Source organism: Trueperaceae bacterium (assembly GCA_036381595.1).
Classification (GTDB): Bacteria; Deinococcota; Deinococci; order Deinococcales; family Trueperaceae; genus DASVCN01.
In genome coordinates, this window is record DASVCN010000024.1 from 77,731 (window position 1) to 93,762 (window position 16,032).

Annotated in this window: 18 protein-coding genes and 2 tRNA genes; 13 read left to right on the top strand and 7 right to left on the bottom strand. The window is 66.8% G+C overall.

What is annotated here, in order from left to right:
* Nucleotides 1–43 precede the first annotated feature (43 nt).
* The 5 genes from ansA to VF168_08510 all read left to right on the top strand — a co-directional run bounded on the left by ansA (nt 44) and on the right by VF168_08510 (nt 3,409).
* Entirely contained in the window at nt 44–1,093 is a 1,050-nt protein-coding gene (ansA, locus tag VF168_08490; protein HEX7004213.1) for an asparaginase, read from the top strand.
* Nucleotides 1,094–1,212: 119 nt separating this feature from the next.
* Entirely contained in the window at nt 1,213–1,635 is a 423-nt protein-coding gene (gene mce / locus VF168_08495) for a methylmalonyl-CoA epimerase (protein ID HEX7004214.1), read from the top strand.
* Nucleotides 1,628–1,993: a VanZ family protein gene (locus VF168_08500; GenBank protein ID HEX7004215.1), complete on the top strand. Its 366-nt coding sequence runs from the start codon at nt 1,628–1,630 to the stop codon at nt 1,991–1,993. Before mce ends, VF168_08500 begins: the two co-directional genes overlap by 8 nt.
* A 58-nt stretch (nt 1,994–2,051) precedes the next feature.
* Nucleotides 2,052–2,837 (top strand): pyrroline-5-carboxylate reductase, encoded by a 786-nt coding sequence (proC, locus tag VF168_08505; GenBank protein ID HEX7004216.1) that lies wholly within the window; start codon nt 2,052–2,054, stop codon nt 2,835–2,837.
* Nucleotides 2,834–3,409 (top strand): hypothetical protein, encoded by a 576-nt coding sequence (locus VF168_08510; GenBank protein HEX7004217.1) that lies wholly within the window; start codon nt 2,834–2,836, stop codon nt 3,407–3,409. The genes proC and VF168_08510 overlap by 4 nt, the downstream gene beginning before the upstream one ends.
* Before the next feature lie 22 nt (nt 3,410–3,431).
* On the opposite strand, the gene VF168_08515 is transcribed toward VF168_08510, so the two are convergent.
* A complete protein-coding gene (locus VF168_08515) occupies nt 3,432–3,650 on the bottom strand; it encodes a hypothetical protein (GenBank protein ID HEX7004218.1) in 219 nt (72 codons plus the stop codon).
* The gene (gene tgt, locus VF168_08520; protein ID HEX7004219.1) at nt 3,647–4,951 is read right to left on the bottom strand and encodes a tRNA guanosine(34) transglycosylase Tgt; all 1,305 of its coding nucleotides are present in this window, start codon (nt 4,949–4,951) and stop codon (nt 3,647–3,649) included. Before tgt ends, VF168_08515 begins: the two co-directional genes overlap by 4 nt.
* 159 nt (nt 4,952–5,110) lie before the next feature.
* Between tgt and VF168_08525 the strand changes: the two genes are divergently transcribed.
* The 6 genes from VF168_08525 (at nt 5,111) to VF168_08550 (ending at nt 9,190) form a co-directional block, all read left to right on the top strand.
* A complete protein-coding gene (locus tag VF168_08525; protein ID HEX7004220.1) occupies nt 5,111–5,725 on the top strand; it encodes a hypothetical protein in 615 nt (204 codons plus the stop codon).
* Between the two features lie 30 nt (nt 5,726–5,755).
* A complete protein-coding gene (locus tag VF168_08530) occupies nt 5,756–6,937 on the top strand; it encodes an FtsX-like permease family protein (protein HEX7004221.1) in 1,182 nt (393 codons plus the stop codon).
* A complete protein-coding gene (locus VF168_08535; GenBank protein HEX7004222.1) occupies nt 6,934–7,557 on the top strand; it encodes a regulatory protein RecX in 624 nt (207 codons plus the stop codon). Before VF168_08530 ends, VF168_08535 begins: the two co-directional genes overlap by 4 nt.
* Before the next feature lie 50 nt (nt 7,558–7,607).
* Nucleotides 7,608–7,684 (top strand) — tRNA-Pro (locus VF168_08540).
* Between the two features lie 131 nt (nt 7,685–7,815).
* Nucleotides 7,816–8,721 carry a VUT family protein gene (locus VF168_08545; protein ID HEX7004223.1) on the top strand — a complete coding sequence of 302 codons (906 nt, stop codon included), beginning with the start codon at nt 7,816–7,818 and terminating at the stop codon, nt 8,719–8,721.
* A gap of 13 nt (nt 8,722–8,734) precedes the next feature.
* Complete coding sequence (locus VF168_08550; protein HEX7004224.1) at nt 8,735–9,190, top strand: DinB family protein; 456 nt, start codon at nt 8,735–8,737, stop codon at nt 9,188–9,190.
* A gap of 86 nt (nt 9,191–9,276) precedes the next feature.
* On the opposite strand, the gene VF168_08555 is transcribed toward VF168_08550, so the two are convergent.
* Complete coding sequence (locus tag VF168_08555) at nt 9,277–10,608, bottom strand: amidase family protein (GenBank protein HEX7004225.1); 1,332 nt, start codon at nt 10,606–10,608, stop codon at nt 9,277–9,279.
* Between the two features lie 72 nt (nt 10,609–10,680).
* Here VF168_08555 and VF168_08560 point away from each other — a divergent pair, with 72 nt between their 5' ends.
* The gene (locus tag VF168_08560) at nt 10,681–10,959 is read left to right on the top strand and encodes a hypothetical protein (GenBank protein ID HEX7004226.1); all 279 of its coding nucleotides are present in this window, start codon (nt 10,681–10,683) and stop codon (nt 10,957–10,959) included.
* Nucleotides 10,960–10,999: 40 nt separating this feature from the next.
* On the opposite strand, the gene VF168_08565 is transcribed toward VF168_08560, so the two are convergent.
* Nucleotides 11,000–11,074: transfer RNA gene (locus tag VF168_08565), tRNA-Asn, on the bottom strand.
* A gap of 86 nt (nt 11,075–11,160) precedes the next feature.
* The gene (locus VF168_08570) at nt 11,161–13,473 is read right to left on the bottom strand and encodes an ATP-binding protein (protein HEX7004227.1); all 2,313 of its coding nucleotides are present in this window, start codon (nt 13,471–13,473) and stop codon (nt 11,161–11,163) included.
* Between the two features lie 218 nt (nt 13,474–13,691).
* On the opposite strand from VF168_08570, the gene VF168_08575 reads away from it, so the two are divergent.
* Nucleotides 13,692–14,360 (top strand): DsbA family oxidoreductase, encoded by a 669-nt coding sequence (locus tag VF168_08575; protein ID HEX7004228.1) that lies wholly within the window; start codon nt 13,692–13,694, stop codon nt 14,358–14,360.
* Here the strand turns inward: VF168_08575 and VF168_08580 are convergent.
* Both VF168_08580 and VF168_08585 read right to left on the bottom strand, forming a co-directional pair.
* Nucleotides 14,357–15,367, bottom strand: a complete 1,011-nt coding sequence (locus VF168_08580; GenBank protein ID HEX7004229.1) for a hypothetical protein — start codon at nt 15,365–15,367, stop codon at nt 14,357–14,359. The genes VF168_08575 and VF168_08580 overlap by 4 nt on opposite strands.
* 182 nt (nt 15,368–15,549) lie before the next feature.
* Nucleotides 15,550–15,900, bottom strand: coding sequence for a DUF2200 domain-containing protein (locus VF168_08585; protein HEX7004230.1), 351 nt, complete (start codon nt 15,898–15,900; stop codon nt 15,550–15,552).
* Between the last annotated feature and the right edge of the window lie 132 nt (nt 15,901–16,032).

Consider the following 16,032-nt stretch of genomic DNA (forward strand, 5'->3'; position numbering starts at 1 on the left):
TTGCCGCCGTTCGTCCCGAGGAGACGCACGATAGAGTAGCGCCATGCCCTCAGGCAGCTCGGCCAGACCGCTCTCCGACAAGCGCGTCTACATCGCCTACACGGGCGGCACGATCGGCATGCGACGGGGCGAGCGCGGTTACGAGCCGGCGCCCGGCTACCTCGCAGCACGTCTGGAGGGGATGCCGGAACTCTCCCACCCGGACTTGCCGCGCTACGTCCTGCACGAATACTCCCCCCTGCTCGACTCCTCGGATCTGGGTCCAGCGGAATGGGAGGAGATCGCGCGCGACATCGCCGCGAACTACGACCAGTTCGACGGCTTCGTCGTGCTGCACGGCACCGACACGATGGCATACAGCGCCTCGGCCCTCTCCTTCATGCTCGAGGGGCTGGCCAAGCCGGTGCTGCTCACCGGCTCCCAGGTCCCCATCGCCGAGGTTCGCAGCGATGCCCGGGAGAACCTGATCACCTCGATGATGCTGGCGGCCGGGGGCAGGCTCAGCGAGGTCTGCCTGTTCATGAACGGCCGACTGCTCCGCGGCAACCGCGCCACGAAGATCTCCGTGGGTGGTTTCGACGCCTTCGAATCTCCCAACCTACCGCTGCTCGGGGAGGTGGGGGTGGGCATCGAGTTGCGCGAGGAGCTGCTGCTGCCGCCCGGCGAGCGTTTGCAGGTCCGGCCTCTGGCCGGAGCCGAGGTCGCCGCCGTCCGCCTCTTCCCCGGCATCTCTGCCCCCCTTCTCGAGCGGATCCTCGACGGTGAACTGCGCGGCGTGGTGCTGGAGACGTTCGGCGCGGGCAACGCTCCGTCGCGTGACGCCCGGCTCCTCTCGGCCCTGCGTCGCGCGAGCGACCGTGGAGTGGTGCTGGTCAACTGCACGCAGTGCCTGCGCGGCTCGGTAAACATGAGCGGTTACGCGACCGGGCGGGCATTGAGTCTGGCCGGAGTCGTGAGCGGCGGCGACATGACGGTCGAGGCGGCCCTGGCCAAACTGAGTCACCTGCTGTCACTCGACCTGCCCGTCGAACGGGTCCGGGAGCTGATGCCGTCGAGTCTGCGCGGCGAGGTGTCGGAGGTCCAGCTCGACTGAACCCTCCCCGCCGAACCGGAAGGGCGATGACAGCAGCACTTTGGCCCGGTCCGAGCGGGGGCTATGCTGGGCGCCATGTCAGACGCCTGCAAGCGCTCACGAACGCTCGAGGGGCCCGGATGAACGAACTGCCGGAAGCGGTCCGCGGCCTCCCCCTCGACCATGTGGCCATAGCGGTCGAAGACCTGGATTCCGGAGCGGCCCCCTATGTGCAGCTGGGTCTCGAAGTCGTCTCCGAGGAGGCTCTGCCGGAGCAGGGGGTGCGGCTGCGGATGCTGCAGGCAGGCAGCAGTCGGCTGGAGCTTATCGAGCCGCTCGATGCCCATTCGCCTCTGGCCTCCTTCCTCAGCAAGCGCGGTCAGGGTTTGCACCACCTGGCACTGCGGGTCGAAGACATCGACGAGAAGGTCTCGAGGCTGAGGAGCAGTGGCGCGCTCTTCACCACGGACGAACCACGGGCCGGGCACGGCGGCAGCCGGGTTATCTTCCTGCACCCGAGCTGGACCGGCGGTGTACTGCTCGAACTGGTAGAGCATGGATAGGATCTTCGCCCGCCGCTCGCTCCTCTGGCGCCTGGCGCCGCTCGCCTGGATGGCGCTGGTGTTCATCCTCTCCAACCAGCCCGACATCGCCGAACCGTTCGAGATTCCCGACTGGCTGCCGGCCGACAAGCTCGTGCATGCGGGCCTGTACGCCGTGCTCGCCGCCCTGCTCTACCTCGCGGGCCTAGGTCCCGTCGCATCGGTGGTGGTCACCGCCCTCTACGGCGTTACGGACGAGATCCACCAGATGTTCGTACCCGGTCGGAACCCTGAACTGCTCGACCTGCTCGCCGACCTGGTCGGGGCCGTGGCAGGGGTGTGGTTGGTACAGAGGTGGAGCGGCGAGGGGGAACGCTAGGGCTAGAATGAGACGTGGCTCACCAGACGGCTCACCGAGTGAACACCGAGGCGGCCAGATGAGGCTTGCCCTGGTCGGCGCGGGCAAGATGGGCTCTGCCGTTCTCACCGGAGCGTTGCGCGCCGGAGTGTTGAGCGCCGACGAGGTGGGCATCTACCATCCCGACCAGGCTCGCCGAAAGGAACTGAGCGACCGGTACGGTGTCGACTGCCTCGATGACGACGGCGTGCACCGTGCCGAGCGGGTGTTGATAGCGGTGAAGCCGCAGTCGTTCCCAGAGGTCGCCCCGCTCATCGCCAGGCGAACCGCCTCCTACATCAGTCTGATGGCGGGCGTTCCCGCTGAAACCGTGGCCCGGCGCGTGGGCAGCCGCCGGGTGGTCCGCACAATGCCCAATCTGGGCGCCCGGGTGGGTCTCAGCTCCACCGCTCTCGCCTACCTGAGCGAAGCCGATGAAGCCGACGTCGAGTTCGCGGAGAAGCTCTTCTCTGCCGTTGGAACGGTCCATCACCTGCCGGAGCGCCTGTTCGACGCGTTCACCGGACTCGCCGGCTCCGGCCCGGCCTTCGCAGCGGTCGTCGCCGAAGCGCTGGCCGACGGTGGAGTGCGCGTGGGCTTCCCCCGCAGCGTGGCTCGCGTTCTCACCCGCGAGGTACTGCTGGCAACCGCCCACCTACTCGGCGAGCAGGAGCCTTCCCGCCTCAAGGATGAGGTTTCTTCGGCAGGCGGCACGGCGATCGCCGGCGTTCGTGCCCTCGAACTCCATGGTCTCCGCTTCGCCCTGATGGAGGCCGTGGAACAGGCGGCCAAGCGCGCGAGTGAACTACGCGACGAGGAGAAATGACCTACTATCTGCTGCGGATCCTGTTCCTCACCCTGCTTCTCGCCGCACCGGCAGCCCTGGCCCAGATCGAGGGCTACTACCCTTCCACGCCGGGAACCAGCTGGACCTACTCGAGCGGCGAGACCCAGACGCTCTCCGGACCGCGTGAGTTCGAAGGCGTTCAGGTCACGGTTCTGACACACTACTTCGATGGCCTCCCCGTCTCGGAGGACTACCTGGTGTTCGGCGCCGACGGGGTGGTGAGCCTCGGCACCGCCAGCGGTGGCGACATCGTCTCCTACATCCCGCCGCTCCAGGTCTACGGTCCCGCGCCGCTCGAGGTGGGTGACCGTTGGCAGAGTACAACCCGCGTCTCGGGTTTCGAGATCCAGCTGTCCGCCGAGGTCCTGGGCCTGAGCGGCGTGAGCACGCCGGCTGGACGCTACAACGCGCTGCAGATCCGGCAGGTCACCACCACCAGCTCAGGTGCGAGCACCCAGCTCGATCTCTACTTCGTGCCGAGCGTGGGGGTAGTGCGCTTCGTGACGAACGACGGGACCGCCATCGATCTGATCGACACGGCAACGCCTTAGCTGCGGCGGTGGCCGGGAGGGCCTAGAGGATCCCGCCCCCCAGCATGAGGCGGATGATCGCCAGCACCAGGACGACGATGTTGATGTTGCGGCCGCTGTTCTCCTTGGCGAGGAGGCCGAACACCAGGCCCACGACCGCTAGGGGGATGACACCCCAGTTGAGCCAGCCCAGGAGCGGGATGAAGCCAACCAGGGCGCCGAGCAGCGCGAGGATGCCGATGACGATCGAGATGAGGTTCACGTATCCTCCCTTTCAGGAGCCAGGCGCTGAGCCAGCCACTGTGCCTTGAGCTCCGCGAAGCGTCCCTCTTCGAGACTACGACGTATCTCCTCGAAGAGTCTGGACATGAAGCGCAGGTTGTGGATGGTGGCCAGCTGGGGTCCCAGCGACTCACCAGCCTTGAACAGGTGACGCAGGTAGGCCCGGGAGAAGTTCGTGCAGGCCAGGCAGTCGCATCCCTCTTCGATGGGCCGCAGGTCGTTGGCGAAGCGGGCGTTGCGCAGGTTGAGGCGGAAGTTGGGAACGGGACGTCCCTCGTCGGAGCGCACGAGCAGGCCCGCATTGCGGGCGTTGCGGGTGGGGCTCACGCAATCGAAGGTGTCGCAGCCCCGCTCGACCGCCTCGAATACCGCCGGTACGTCACCGATGCCCAGCAGGTGCCGGGGACGCCCGGGCGGCAGGTAGGGAACGGTCCACTCGATCACCGAGTACATCTCCTGGTGGGTCTTCCCCAGGTTGCCGCCGATGGCGTAGCCGTCGAACCCGTGTTCGCCGATGAACCGGGCGCTACGCTCGCGGAGGTCGCGGAACGCTCCGCCCTGGACTATCCCGAAGAGCGCCTGGCTGTAATCGTGCACCTGCGGCCCCTCCTGGAACTCATGCAGGCTGCGCACGGCCCAGCGGTGGGTGCGCTCCATGCTCTCCTCGGTGTAGGTACGGTCGTGCAGGGGGCTGGTGCACTCGTCGAAGGCGAGGATCATGTCGGCACCGAGGGCACGCTGGATGCGGATCGAGATCTCGGGGGTGAGCAGTTGAGGGCTTCCGTCTATATGGCTGCGGAAGCGCACGCCCTCCTCGGTCACCTTCACCAGGGACTCGGAAGGGCCGCCGCGGCGACCCTCGGCGCGTTCAGGCTCCTCGCCAGGGAAGATGTTCGCTACCTTGCCCACGCCATGCTCGATGCCGGCGCCCAGCGAGAACACCTGGAAGCCGCCCGAGTCCGTCATGACCGGCCGCTTCCACCCCATGAAACGGTGGAGGCCGCCATGTTCCCGGACGATCTCCTCGCCGGGACGAAGGTAGAGGTGATAGGTGTTGCCGAAGAGAAGTTGAGTTCCGGTCTGCGCCACCGCCTGCGGCGTGAGCCCCTTGACCGTGGCTTGGGTGCCGACCGCTACGAAGGCGGGCGTCTCGACGGTGCCGTGCGGGGTGTGGAGCCGCCCGCGCCTGGCCGCGCCCACCGTCTCGAGCAGTTCGAGGCCGAAGGTGGCCTGGCGGGGACCCGTCTCCTCCTTGCCCTTCTCGCGCGAGGTCACCGGCATTCCGGCGATTATACCGACGGCAACGTCTCGTCCCGGTACCGCCACGACCGGAGGAACCCGGTGCGAACGTTCATCTGCACCTAATGAAGGTAGGCAGTTGTTGCGCATTCACCGGCCGTTAATGGCCCTGATGCTAAGATTCTTCCGCTGGGAGGTTGCATGGCGTTCCACATCAGCGGCAAGCTCTGCGTCTTGGGCGTGGTTCTGGCCGCTCTCATCACTGCCTTCAGCGTGCCAACCCCCGAAGGCATTCCGTTGCAGGTGACTCCACAGGTGACCCTGCTGGAGACGCCCAGAGAGCTCGTAGGCAAAGTCTCACCGGTCCCCCTGGGGCCGGTGGCCAACCCGCGCTTCGTCCTGCGGGCGACGGCTTACAACTCGCTCGCGAATCAGACGGACAGCACACCCCATATCACCGCCACCGGCGCACAGACCCGCTTCGGGATCGTGGCCGTGAGCCGGGACGTGCTGGCCGAAGACATCCCCTACGGCTCGCTGATCCGCATCCGCGACCTGGGCAACTACTACACGGGACGAGGCGCCGGCAGATACCAGAACCTGCTCGACGAACAGGGTCTCTTCATCGTCGAAGACACCATGCACCCGCGCAAGCGGGACCAGGTCGACGTCTGGTTCCCCGCCTACAGGGCGGCCAAGGACTGGGGCGTCAGACGGGTCGAGGTGGAGGTTATCCGGTACGGGCGTCACGGCCCGGTCCTCACGAGCAGTTGGAGCGACTTCGAGGCTACCCCTCGCCTGCTGGCCTCGCGCTGAGCGAACCGACGGGCTGCGGTAGAGTTCTGCGTGCGCCGTTTCGTCCTCTTCCTGGCGCTGCGTCACGTGCGCCGGCGCCCGCTACAGAGCGGGCTCACCGTCGCCGGGGTGGCCGTCGGTGTGATGGTGCTGATCACCGCACTGTCGCTCACCAACGGTTTCATAGACGAGCTCATCCGCTCCACTCTGCAAGCGACGCCGCACGTCACCCTGCAGAGCTACGACGGCAGCCCCTTACCCCAAGACCCTTCCGAACTCGCCGCTATCGCCGGGCACCCCCAGGTAGAAGCCGTTGCGCCCTATCTGGCCGGCCAGGCGCTCATCGCCAGGCGCGCGAACACGAGGCTCGGCATCAGCGGCAGGCACGGCTACACGCAACTGTTGGGTATCGACGTGGAGCGCGAACGGGAGGTGCTCGACCTGGAAGCGCTGGCTCAGGCGGCACCGGCGATAGAGGCGGGCGAGGGGATCGTGCTCGGAGCGTCGCTGGCGGTGCGCCAGTTGGGCGTCTATCCTGGCGACGAGGTATTCGTTCGCGACATCAGCGGCGAGAGCGCCAGCTTCGAGGTGGCCGAGACCTTCAGGGTCGGCAACGAACTCATCGACAGCGTCGTATCGTTCCTGTCGCTGACCGCGCTCCAGGAGTTCCTGGACGCCGATGAGCAGATAAGCGGCTACCATGTGCGGCTCCACGATCCGGAGCGGGCGGGCGTCATCGGTGCCGAGCTCGGCCGCGAGTTCGGGCTCCTGGCCATCTCCTGGGAGCGGCTGTTCCAGACGCTCCTCGAACAGTTGCGGCTGCAGAAGGCGATAATCAGCGTGGTCGTGTTCCTCATCGTCCTGGTAGCGGCCATGGGGATCGCCAACATCCTCATCCTCACCGTGGCCGAGAAGACCGAGGAGATCGCCATCCTCCGCGCCCTCGGAGCCTCGGAGAAGCAGGTGCTCTCGGTATTCACTGTGGAGGGCCTCATGCTCGGGGGTACGGGCACACTGCTGGGCGCGCTGCTGGGTCTCGGCGTGAGCCTCTACTTCCGCTACCAGCCCTACCCGCTTCCCGGTGACCTCTACTTCATAACTCGCCTGCCCGTCGAACTTCGGGCGTTCGACGTCGCCTGGGTGTGCGGGCTGTCGCTGCTCACCTCGGTGGTTGCCGCGCTGCTGCCTGCCAGGCGAGCGGCGAACCTGCGGCCCACGAACATCCTGCGATGAGTCGCGTGCGGTCCGTGCGGAGCGGCGCCGAGAGCCGGCCGTTGCCGCCCGAGAAGGCGTGGAACTACGCCCTCACGCTCCTCACTCGTCGCGCCCATACGGAAGCCGAGCTGACCGAGAAACTGACCCGCAGGAGGGCGTCGCCTGAGGTGGTGGCGGAGGTCCTCGGCAGGTTGCGACGTTACCGGCTGGTCGACGACGAGGCGTTCGCCGAGGCGTTCGTGCGTACGCACGCGCAGCGCAAGGGAACGCTGGCGCTGCGCCGCGAACTGCTCCGCAAGGGCGTACCCGAGGAGGTTGCCGAAGAGTCGCTCGTCGAGCTCGACGACGCTGCCCAGAGCGCGACGGCGGCGAAGCTGCTCGAGCGGAACGCCTGGCGTTTCCGGGGATCGGATCCGCGTCGCAACCGCGCGCGCGCCTTCGCCTTCCTCGCCCGCCGAGGCTTCCCGTCCACGGTCGTGATGGAGGCGCTCGAGGGGTGCGAGTGGCTGACCTCAGGAGGCGACGACGATGCAGAAGGCGATGATGGAGGCGACGATGACGCAGGCGGCGACGATCGAGGCGACGACGATTCAAGCGACGACGATGCAGAAGGCGACGATGACGCAGGCGGCGGCTAAGCGCTAGCTTGACCGGCCAGGAGCCGCAGCGGTAAATTGGTCATTCGCGTCGGGGCGTAGCGCAGCCTGGTAGCGCACATCGTTCGGGACGATGGGGTCGGAGGTTCGAATCCTCTCGCCCCGACCAGATCGAAGGCCCCTGAGTCAGGGGCCTTCTTCCTTGAGACGAGAGCCGCGTTCCCGCGCCACCCGTGGGGATATATACTGGCGCCGCCGGCGGGAGGTGACATACCGCCTCTGCACGACATGGAGGCCTATGTGACCGCACTCCGCACCCCGTCAGCTGGCATCGTCTTCTTCGCCCTCATCGCGTTGCTGACCCAGGCCGGCTGCTCTCTGCTCCTCTACCTCTCCTCCTTCGGCCAGGACCCGTTCACTCGGCTACCGCTGCCCGTGATCGTGATGTTCGGTGCGCTCGCGGCGGCGCCTCTGCACTCGTTGGCGAGGCGCTTGCCGCCGCCGGACCTGCTCACGGCTCTGGCGTTGGCGCTGACCCTGAACGCCGCCTTGCTCCTACTACCCGTCCTGCCGGGAGAGACCCGCTACCTGGCCGCGCCGGCCACCGCCCTGCTGTTGGGCCTCCTGTTCCGGAACCTGCCTCGGCACGCGGGAGCGATGCTGGCCGCCATGAGCGTCTACGTGGTCGCGACGGTGCTCGCCAACTACACCTTCGACTCGTTCCTGCCTATCGGCGGATTCTTCCTGATCAACGTAGGGACTCTCTTCTTCGGAGTGACCTTCACTCAGCGTGACCGGGTCCACCGCTTCGGGCGCCGCTGGGTCTACCTGATGATACTGATGGCCGCGGTCGCCAACGTCCTCATGTCGCTCCACCTCGGTACTCCCATGAGGTACGTCGTCGTAGGGTTCCTCGCGATTCTCCTCTCGGAGTCGGCTGACACGGAGATCTACGCCCGACTGCTCGACCGCCCCTGGTTCACCCGCGTTGCCTCCTCCAACGCCGTGAGCGCACCGCTGGACACGACCATCTTCACGGTCCTCGCGTTCGCCGGCGCGGAGTTCGCCACCATCGGCTGGATGCTCAGGGTTATCGTCACCGACGTGCTGGTGAAGTACGGCAGCGGGCTCCTGGCGGCGCTCCAGCTGGACGCCTGGGCCCCTGCTCTCGTCAAGCCCGAACTGCCGCCACGTACCCGGACGTAGTAGGGTTCGAACCATGTGGGAGCACCTTTTCCTTACCGGCGAGTTCGTAGGACGTGAGAGGTTACTGTCGGGCCTGACGCTGGCACAGGTCACGAGCAAACCGGACGGCCTGCCCCACTCGATATACGACGAGTTGTGGCACCTGACCACATGGCAGCGGATAGTCGTGGAGCGCGACGAGGCCGGCGGCGAGGAGTGGGCTCAGGACGGCCCACTCTTCCCCGAGGAGCCGCCCGCGAGCGAAGCGCAGTGGCACAGTGTGGTGGGTGAGTTCCTCGAAGGCGCGACTTCGGCACTCGAACTCGCCGGCTCGCCCGAGAGGCTCGCGGTCGAGGTCGAGCCGGGCGTGACGATGGCCCACGCTCTCCACAGCGTGGCGGTACACAACGCCTACCACTTCGGCAAGATCGTGGCGCTGAGGCAGGCGATAGGGGCGTGGCCGCCGGCCCGACACAGCCGGCCTGACTAAACCGGCGTGACTGGGCTGCCGTGACCCCGCTGGCGGGACTCGACCGGCGTGACACCGCCGGCCTGACTCGAACGGCGTGACTCGGCCTAGTCTCCGCCTACCGTCTCGAACAGCCGACCGATGGCCAACAGGAGGCCCTCGTTCGAAGGGGGACCGGAGATCATCAAGCCGACGGGCGACTGGGCCTCCACGGGAACGCTCAGCGACGCTCCGCCCAGATAATTGAAAATCGTGGTGTTTCGGAGGCAGAGGCGGTTGGCTTCGTAGTAGCTGGCGTCCTCCGCCAGGTCGCTCACTCGCGGCGGCAGGATCGCTACCGTAGGCGCTACCACGGCGTCGAACTCCTGCATCTGGGCCCAGAATCGTCGCTGCCAGCCGCGCCGGCTTAGCAGGAGCCTGAGGTAGTCGCTGCTGGGACGCCCTCTGACGGCCAGGATCCGCCGGCTCACCCGGGGGTCCATCAGGTCACCTCGCTCCTCGATCAGCTCCTCATACATGGCGAACGCCTCGTGAGAGGCGAGGCTCCCGTAACGGCCGATCGCTTCCTCGATCTCGCCGAGGATGGGCGACTCGAGGCGTACTACCTCATGCCCCAGCCGCTCGAGGCGCTCGAGTCCTGCTGCGAACCCCGCCTCTACCCGAGGGTCGAGGGAGTCGTGCAGGACGGTCGTGGGCGCAGCGAGGCGCAGTCGCACCGGCGGCTGCGGCAAAGGCGCCGGCGGGAGCGCGGCCAGCGCCCGGTAGAGCAGCCAGGCGTCGCCGATGTCCCTGGTGATCGGGCCGAGCGTGTCGAGCGTCACCGAGAGGGGCGTGCAGCCGTCGGTAGGGATGGCCCCCTCGCTGGTCTTGAGTCCGACGAGGCCGTTGAAAGCTGCCGGGATGCGAACCGAACCGCCGGTATCGGATCCCACAGCGGCGCAGGCGAGACCGTATGCGACCGCGGCCGCTGAACCCGAGGAGGAGCCACCCGGGACCCGCTCCGGATCGAACCGGTTGGCGGGAGTGCCGTAGTGCGGATTGATGCCTATCCCCGAGAAGGCGAGCTCCGTCATGTTGGTCTTGCCCAGGAACACCGCTCCAGCGGCGTCGAGCCGGGCGAGTGCGGGGGCGTCCGCGGCAGCCGGTTCACCCAGCGCGAGCGCCGGCGAGCCGGCTACGGTCACCGTCCCTTCCACGTCGATCAGGTCCTTGACGGCGACAGGGATGCCTTGCAGCGGGCCGACGTCGACGCCGCTCTCGAACTGCCGTTCGGCACGCTCGGCCTGCGCCAGTGCGCGGTCGCTCAGCAGCTCCCGGTAGATCGGGCCAGGCGCCGCCTTGTTCAGATAGGCTGCCGTGACGGCGGTCGGGCGGAGCGCGCCCTGCCTGTAGGCCCTCGCCAGTTCGACGGCGCTCAGAGTGGTGGGATCGGCGGACATGGCCAAGGATAACCGCTACGGCCGCGGCGTCGGCTGCGCCTCTGCGGTAGAGTGAGCGTGCAGGAGGGCTGAATGCAGCGTACCCGGGCCGAACTCGAAGCGATGAGCCACGACGACCTGGTGAACCGGGTGCTCGAGCTGCAGGACATGCTGCGCGAGGGCCTCGCGGTAAGGGCCTCACTCCACGCGGTACTGAACCAGGTTCTCAAGGCGAAGGACGAAGAGGTGACCCGCTTCGCCGAGGTCGACGAGAACTCCCTCTCGGCCGAGGAGGTGGAGTTGAAGCATGCATGGGAGGCCGCTCGTCACGCCGTCTCGCACCCTCTCGGACTGGCGCGCAAGCTGGAGTAGTTGAGGGAAACAGAAGAGCCCCGTCGTGGACGGGGCTTCTTGGCTCGGCGGGTAGGATTCGAACCTACGACCAATCGGTTAACAGCCGATCGCTCTACCACTGAGCTACCGCCGACCGAGCGCTGCGATCGCCTGGCGTTCGCGAGCGAAAGGTAGTCTAACAGAGGCCTCCGGCCTTGGCAACACAACGACGACACCCTCTCAGGCAGTGCGTCGTACCGCGTCGGCAGACGACGGGAGGGTGAAGTAGAAGGTAGCACCCTTCCCCTCCTCCCCTTCGCCCCACAGCTTTCCTCCGAGCCGTTCGAGTATGCGACGGCTGGTGGCTAGTCCTATGCCGGTGCCGCCGAAGCTATCGGCGGGGTGCAGCCGCTGGAACGGTACGAACAGCTTGTTCGCGTACCTCATGTCGAATCCGGCGCCGTTGTCCCTCACGAAGAAGATGCCATCTTCGTTGCGTCCTACCTCGATGAGGGCCCGCTCCTTCTCCCGGGTGAACTTCCAGGCGTTGCCGATGAGGTTCTCCAGGGCGATGAGCAGCAGCCTGGCGTCGGCGCAAGCTGTGAGCCCCTCCTCCACCCGGACCTCCACGTTTCGCTCGGGCTCGGCGAGGCGCTGAGCCTCGATTGCAGTATGCGCGAGGGCCGTCAGGTCGACCGTCTCGAGGATGAAGTCGATCCGCGAAATGCGCGAGAGGGCCAGCAGGTCGTCGATCAGCTCACCCATGCGTACTGCGCCGGCGTGGATGCGCTGGAGGTACTCGCGGGCCGTCCCGTCGAGTTCATCGGCGTAATCTTCGATCAGCGCCTGGCTGAAGCCGTTTATCCCCCTGAGCGGTGCCCGGAGGTCGTGGCTGGCGCTGTAGGTGAACGACTCCAGTTCGGTGATCGCCGACTGCAGCTCCTCGGTGCGCGCCTCGACTCGCTCCTCCAGTTCGGCGTTGAGGTCACGGGCTTGGGCGTAGAGGCGGGCGTTGTCGACCGCGATGCCGGCACGTTCGGCTACCTGCATCGCCAGGTCGAGGTCATCCTTGTCGTAGTGCCGCCCCGACTCGGCCTGAACGAGGGTGAGGACGCCCAGGGTCCGACCGCGGCTCGTCAGGGGAGCGGCGATCGCCGAGCTGAAGCCCATCTCCCGCAACATCTGCAAGTGCGCCTCGTCGCGAGCGAACGTCGTGAGGAACTCGTCAGGGACGTGTTCCAACAGGATGGGTTCGCCACTTCGCACTACCCGGTATGGCCCGGAACCGGAATCGGCCTGCGGCGGGTATCGGCGCCGCAGGTTCTCGGCGAACTCGATCTTCTCCCGGTCGCTGTGCACCAGCGCAACCCGCTCGAGTCGGTCCCCCTCCTCGACCACGTCGATGGCGCACCAGTCGGCCATCCGGGGCACGACCAGGTGGGCGAGACGGTCGAGGGTCTCCTCGTAGCTCAGGGTCTCCGAGAGGATCCGACCTGCTTCGGCCAGGAACTTCAGTCGATCGGCATACCCCTCCGCGCTGCGCCTGGCGGCCTGTTCGAGGTCGAGGAGCCTCTGCCGCTCGGCTTCCGCCTCCACCAGGGGCGTCACCTCGTACGCGGCCCCGAGCGCCATCCGCTTGCCGTTCGGAAGCGTCATGCTCTTACCGGAGCCAACGAGCCAGCGCAGAGTTCCGTCGGGCAGTATCACGCGATACGGTTGCCCGCTGTAGTTCTCGAGTTCGTCCCAGCCCAGCGACACCCTCTCTCGATCTTCGGGGTGAACCACTTCCAGGAAGGTATTGGCGGTCATCTCGGCGTCGGGCGGCAGGCCGAAGAGTCTCTTCATCTGCGGCGACCAGTCGACCTCACCGCTATCCGGATCCCAACTCCAGAGGCCGATCTTGGCGGCGTCCGTAGCGAGCTGCAGTCTCGACTCGAGCCGCTGCCTCTCGGCAACCTCGTTCCGCAACTCCCGCTCCCGGGCCGAGCTGCGCTCGAGGGCGTCCTGCAGCGTGATGGCGAAGCGGTCGAGGAAGAGGACGAGGAGCCCCACGATGAGGCCGAAGAGGACTACCGCGCCGATGGGCCCTATCTCCTGTAGGCCGGCTGTGGGGACCGGAACCCCCGACCGGTAGAGCGCCACCACCGCAGCCGGCAGGGCGATGCAGATAGCGGAGACGATGTAGAGCGGGATCCTCCCCAGGATCAAGCCGGTGAGCGCGATCGGCGCGATGAGGATCAGCAGAGCGGCTTCGTTCTCGGCGATCCCGTAGCGGAGCCGGTTGGCCGCGGTGATTATGAGGATGAGGGAGCAGAGCCACACGACCGAAGCGAGGTGGCCGCGGTTGAGGAGCCAGAGGCCGAGGATCAGCGACACGGCGATCACCAGGTCGGGGAGTACGCCGTACAGGGAGAGGGCCGATCGCCCCTCGAGGATGATGCTCGCCACTGTGGCGACGGCGACGATGCCCAGCAGGCCGATCAGCAGCGACCGCAAGAGGCCGGCCCGACCGATGCGGACCTCGGATACTTCCGTTGGCGCTTCTCGACTCAACGACCGCTCCTCGATCACCCGCTGGAGAATGCAACAGCGGCATTGGCAAGAGATGAGAATGCCGACCCTGCCGCCAAGGATAACCCGGCCGCGAGCCGCGCTCCGTTGGCTTCTCGGCCGACAGGCTGGACGGTCGCCGGCCGATAGAGTCGGTCGTGGCCCCTTCCCGGTAGATAGTCGCTTCGAGGGGTCGAGAGGATCGGAGTCAGAGGTTTTCGATGAGAGTAGAGATCTGGACCGACATCATCTGTCCGTGGTGTTACCTGGGCAAGCGGCGCATGGAGACGGCCCTGTCGCGCTTCCCCCATGCCGAGCAGGTCGAGTTGATGGGCCGGAGTTTCGAGCTCGACCCCGGCGCCCCGCGGCGGTACGAAGTGAGCCTCGACGAGATGTTGGCTGGGAAGTACGGCGTGGGCCTCGAGAGGGCTCGGGCGATGAACGAGCAGGTCACCGAGCTGGCGAAGGGCGAGGGCCTCGAGTACAGGCTCGACGTGGCCCGACCCGGCAACACCTTCGACGCGCATCGCCTGCTCCATCTTGCCGAAGGGCTGGGACGCCGGTCGGAACTGGAGGAGCGTTTCATGCGCGGTTACTTCAGCGAAGGCAAGGCGATCGGCGACCACGAGGTACTGGCCGGCATGGCCAAGGAGGTTGGCCTGGACGAGTCGGCGGTGCGTGAGGTACTCGCAGGCGAGGCCTTCGCGAACGCGGTTCGTGCCGACGAGTCCCGGGCGCGGCGGCTGGGTGCGAACGGGGTGCCGTTCTTCGTGGTCGACGGACGGTACGGCGTCTCCGGGGCGCAGCCCAGCGACCTGCTCCTCGAACTGCTTCAGAAGGCATGGGCCACGCGAGACATGCAGACCGCGCGGTCGGCGGGGGCGGATTAGTCGATCGAGTTCCCCTCGAGGGTGGCGGCGATCCGCCGGAGCAGCTGTCGCAAGGTGGAGAGCTGATCGGCGCCCAGTTCAGCGACGGCGCCCGGCTCGTAGACGCCCACGTTGGTCGTGGCGATCCTGGTGACTAGCTCGAGGCACGATCGGGCGCTCCACCGGCGGTAAACGACGTCGCTAGCGGCCTTGTTCATCGCCGCCTCGGAGGTTTCGAAAACGAGGTACTCGTCCTCTCCGAGGCTCTCCCGCCGGACGTTCTCCACGACAGCGTAGTTGCCCGCCACCGACTCACACCGCTGTTCCGGCAGGTCTAGCCACCTCACAGCCACACCGGCGCTGATCAAGTTCGTCTCCCGGTAGTCGTCGCCGGCGTAGTAGACACAGAGGGCGAAACCGTGGGCACAGGGTGGGACGGAGGAGGGCGGCAGTCCCGAACTGCTTACGGAGACGTCGAAAGCAGCCGGGTAGTGAACAGTCGACCGGTCCGTCGTGACCGCCTTCCACGGTTCGGTGACCCCCTCGGTCGTGTCGCCGCCTGTGGCAGCCCGGAACTCCGTGATCTGCCACGGTCCCTGCTCGCGTTCGACCCGGATGAGCACCGGCAGGGTAGTCGCGGCCTTGCCTTCACCGGCCGTCAGCTCAACGCTGGTGACGAACTCGATCTGGCCGTGGACGAGGAACTCCTCCTCATCCTCCAGAGTCACCTCGAGCACTTCGATACCTACGGGCCAGGGGCTGGAGGTAATGCGTCCCGGCGCCTCCCTGGGATCGGCGGTCCAGGCCGCGAGGAGCCGGTCGCTTACGTAGGGTCCGTAAAACTCCATCAGCTGACGCTCCACGACATCCGTGGGGGCCAGCAGTGATACGTGCTCGAGTTGATCTCCGAAAACCGTTATCAGTTCTGTCGCCTGCCGGATCTGCAGCCGCAGGGTCGCCGGATCGACCTGCCCCGGGTTCTGCAAGCGAGTGGACAGGATGAGTGCGAGCAGGAGTATCGTCTTCATGTCCGCAGAGTAGTGCTGACGCCGGGACGTCCGATGGGAGGACGCTTAACCGGAAGTTGACGACTCGCCGCGCGTCACCGTCCGGGCCCGGTCGCTCATCGAAGGCCCCCGCAGCTTCCCGTAGCGGTGCCGTCACTCCGCTCCCGTTCTGACCGGGGACTCTACCGGTCCGGCTCGGTCCGCTACTGCCGCAGGATCTTCTCCATCTTCTTGCCCTTGGCCAGCTCGTCGATGAGCTTGTCGAGGTAACGGATCTCCCGCATCGTAGGCTCTTCGATCTCTTCGACCCGCACGCCGCAGACTACGCCCTTGATCAGTTCCCGCGCCGGGTTCATGCGGGGAGCCTGGGCGTAGAACGTCTCGAAATCCGTCCCCTTCTCCAGCTGCCCTTCGAACTCGTCTCGACTGTAGCCGGTGAGCCAGCAGATGATCTCGTCGACCTCCTCCTTGGAGCGGCCCTTCCTCTCGGCCTTGGCGACGTAATGGGGGTAGACGCTCGCGACGCTCGTCGTGTAGATCCTATGTTTGGTCATGGCACTCCTTCCGCCCAGGCTCGGGAGCCTCCGGCCGCATCATCGAGATTAGCGCGACTGCGAGGTGACGACCACTTCGACGCGGCAGGGAGCGCATGGATGGAGCATCCCGGGCGAGGGGCCCGGGATGCT

Coding starts and splice junctions, on each gene's coding strand:
- mce (HEX7004214.1), top strand. CDS start 1,213: ATGAACGAACTGCCGGAAGCGGTCCGCGGCCTCCCCCTCGACCATGTG.
- VF168_08555 (HEX7004225.1), bottom strand. CDS start 10,608: ATGTCCGCCGATCCCACCACTCTGAGCGCCGTCGAACTGGCGAGGGCC.
- VF168_08525 (HEX7004220.1), top strand. CDS start 5,111: ATGGCGTTCCACATCAGCGGCAAGCTCTGCGTCTTGGGCGTGGTTCTG.
- ansA (HEX7004213.1), top strand. CDS start 44: ATGCCCTCAGGCAGCTCGGCCAGACCGCTCTCCGACAAGCGCGTCTAC.
- VF168_08560 (HEX7004226.1), top strand. CDS start 10,681: ATGCAGCGTACCCGGGCCGAACTCGAAGCGATGAGCCACGACGACCTG.
- VF168_08510 (HEX7004217.1), top strand. CDS start 2,834: ATGACCTACTATCTGCTGCGGATCCTGTTCCTCACCCTGCTTCTCGCC.
- proC (HEX7004216.1), top strand. CDS start 2,052: ATGAGGCTTGCCCTGGTCGGCGCGGGCAAGATGGGCTCTGCCGTTCTC.
- VF168_08580 (HEX7004229.1), bottom strand. CDS start 15,367: ATGAAGACGATACTCCTGCTCGCACTCATCCTGTCCACTCGCTTGCAG.
- VF168_08500 (HEX7004215.1), top strand. CDS start 1,628: ATGGATAGGATCTTCGCCCGCCGCTCGCTCCTCTGGCGCCTGGCGCCG.
- tgt (HEX7004219.1), bottom strand. CDS start 4,951: ATGCCGGTGACCTCGCGCGAGAAGGGCAAGGAGGAGACGGGTCCCCGC.
- VF168_08585 (HEX7004230.1), bottom strand. CDS start 15,900: ATGACCAAACATAGGATCTACACGACGAGCGTCGCGAGCGTCTACCCC.
- VF168_08535 (HEX7004222.1), top strand. CDS start 6,934: ATGAGTCGCGTGCGGTCCGTGCGGAGCGGCGCCGAGAGCCGGCCGTTG.
- VF168_08575 (HEX7004228.1), top strand. CDS start 13,692: ATGAGAGTAGAGATCTGGACCGACATCATCTGTCCGTGGTGTTACCTG.
- VF168_08550 (HEX7004224.1), top strand. CDS start 8,735: ATGTGGGAGCACCTTTTCCTTACCGGCGAGTTCGTAGGACGTGAGAGG.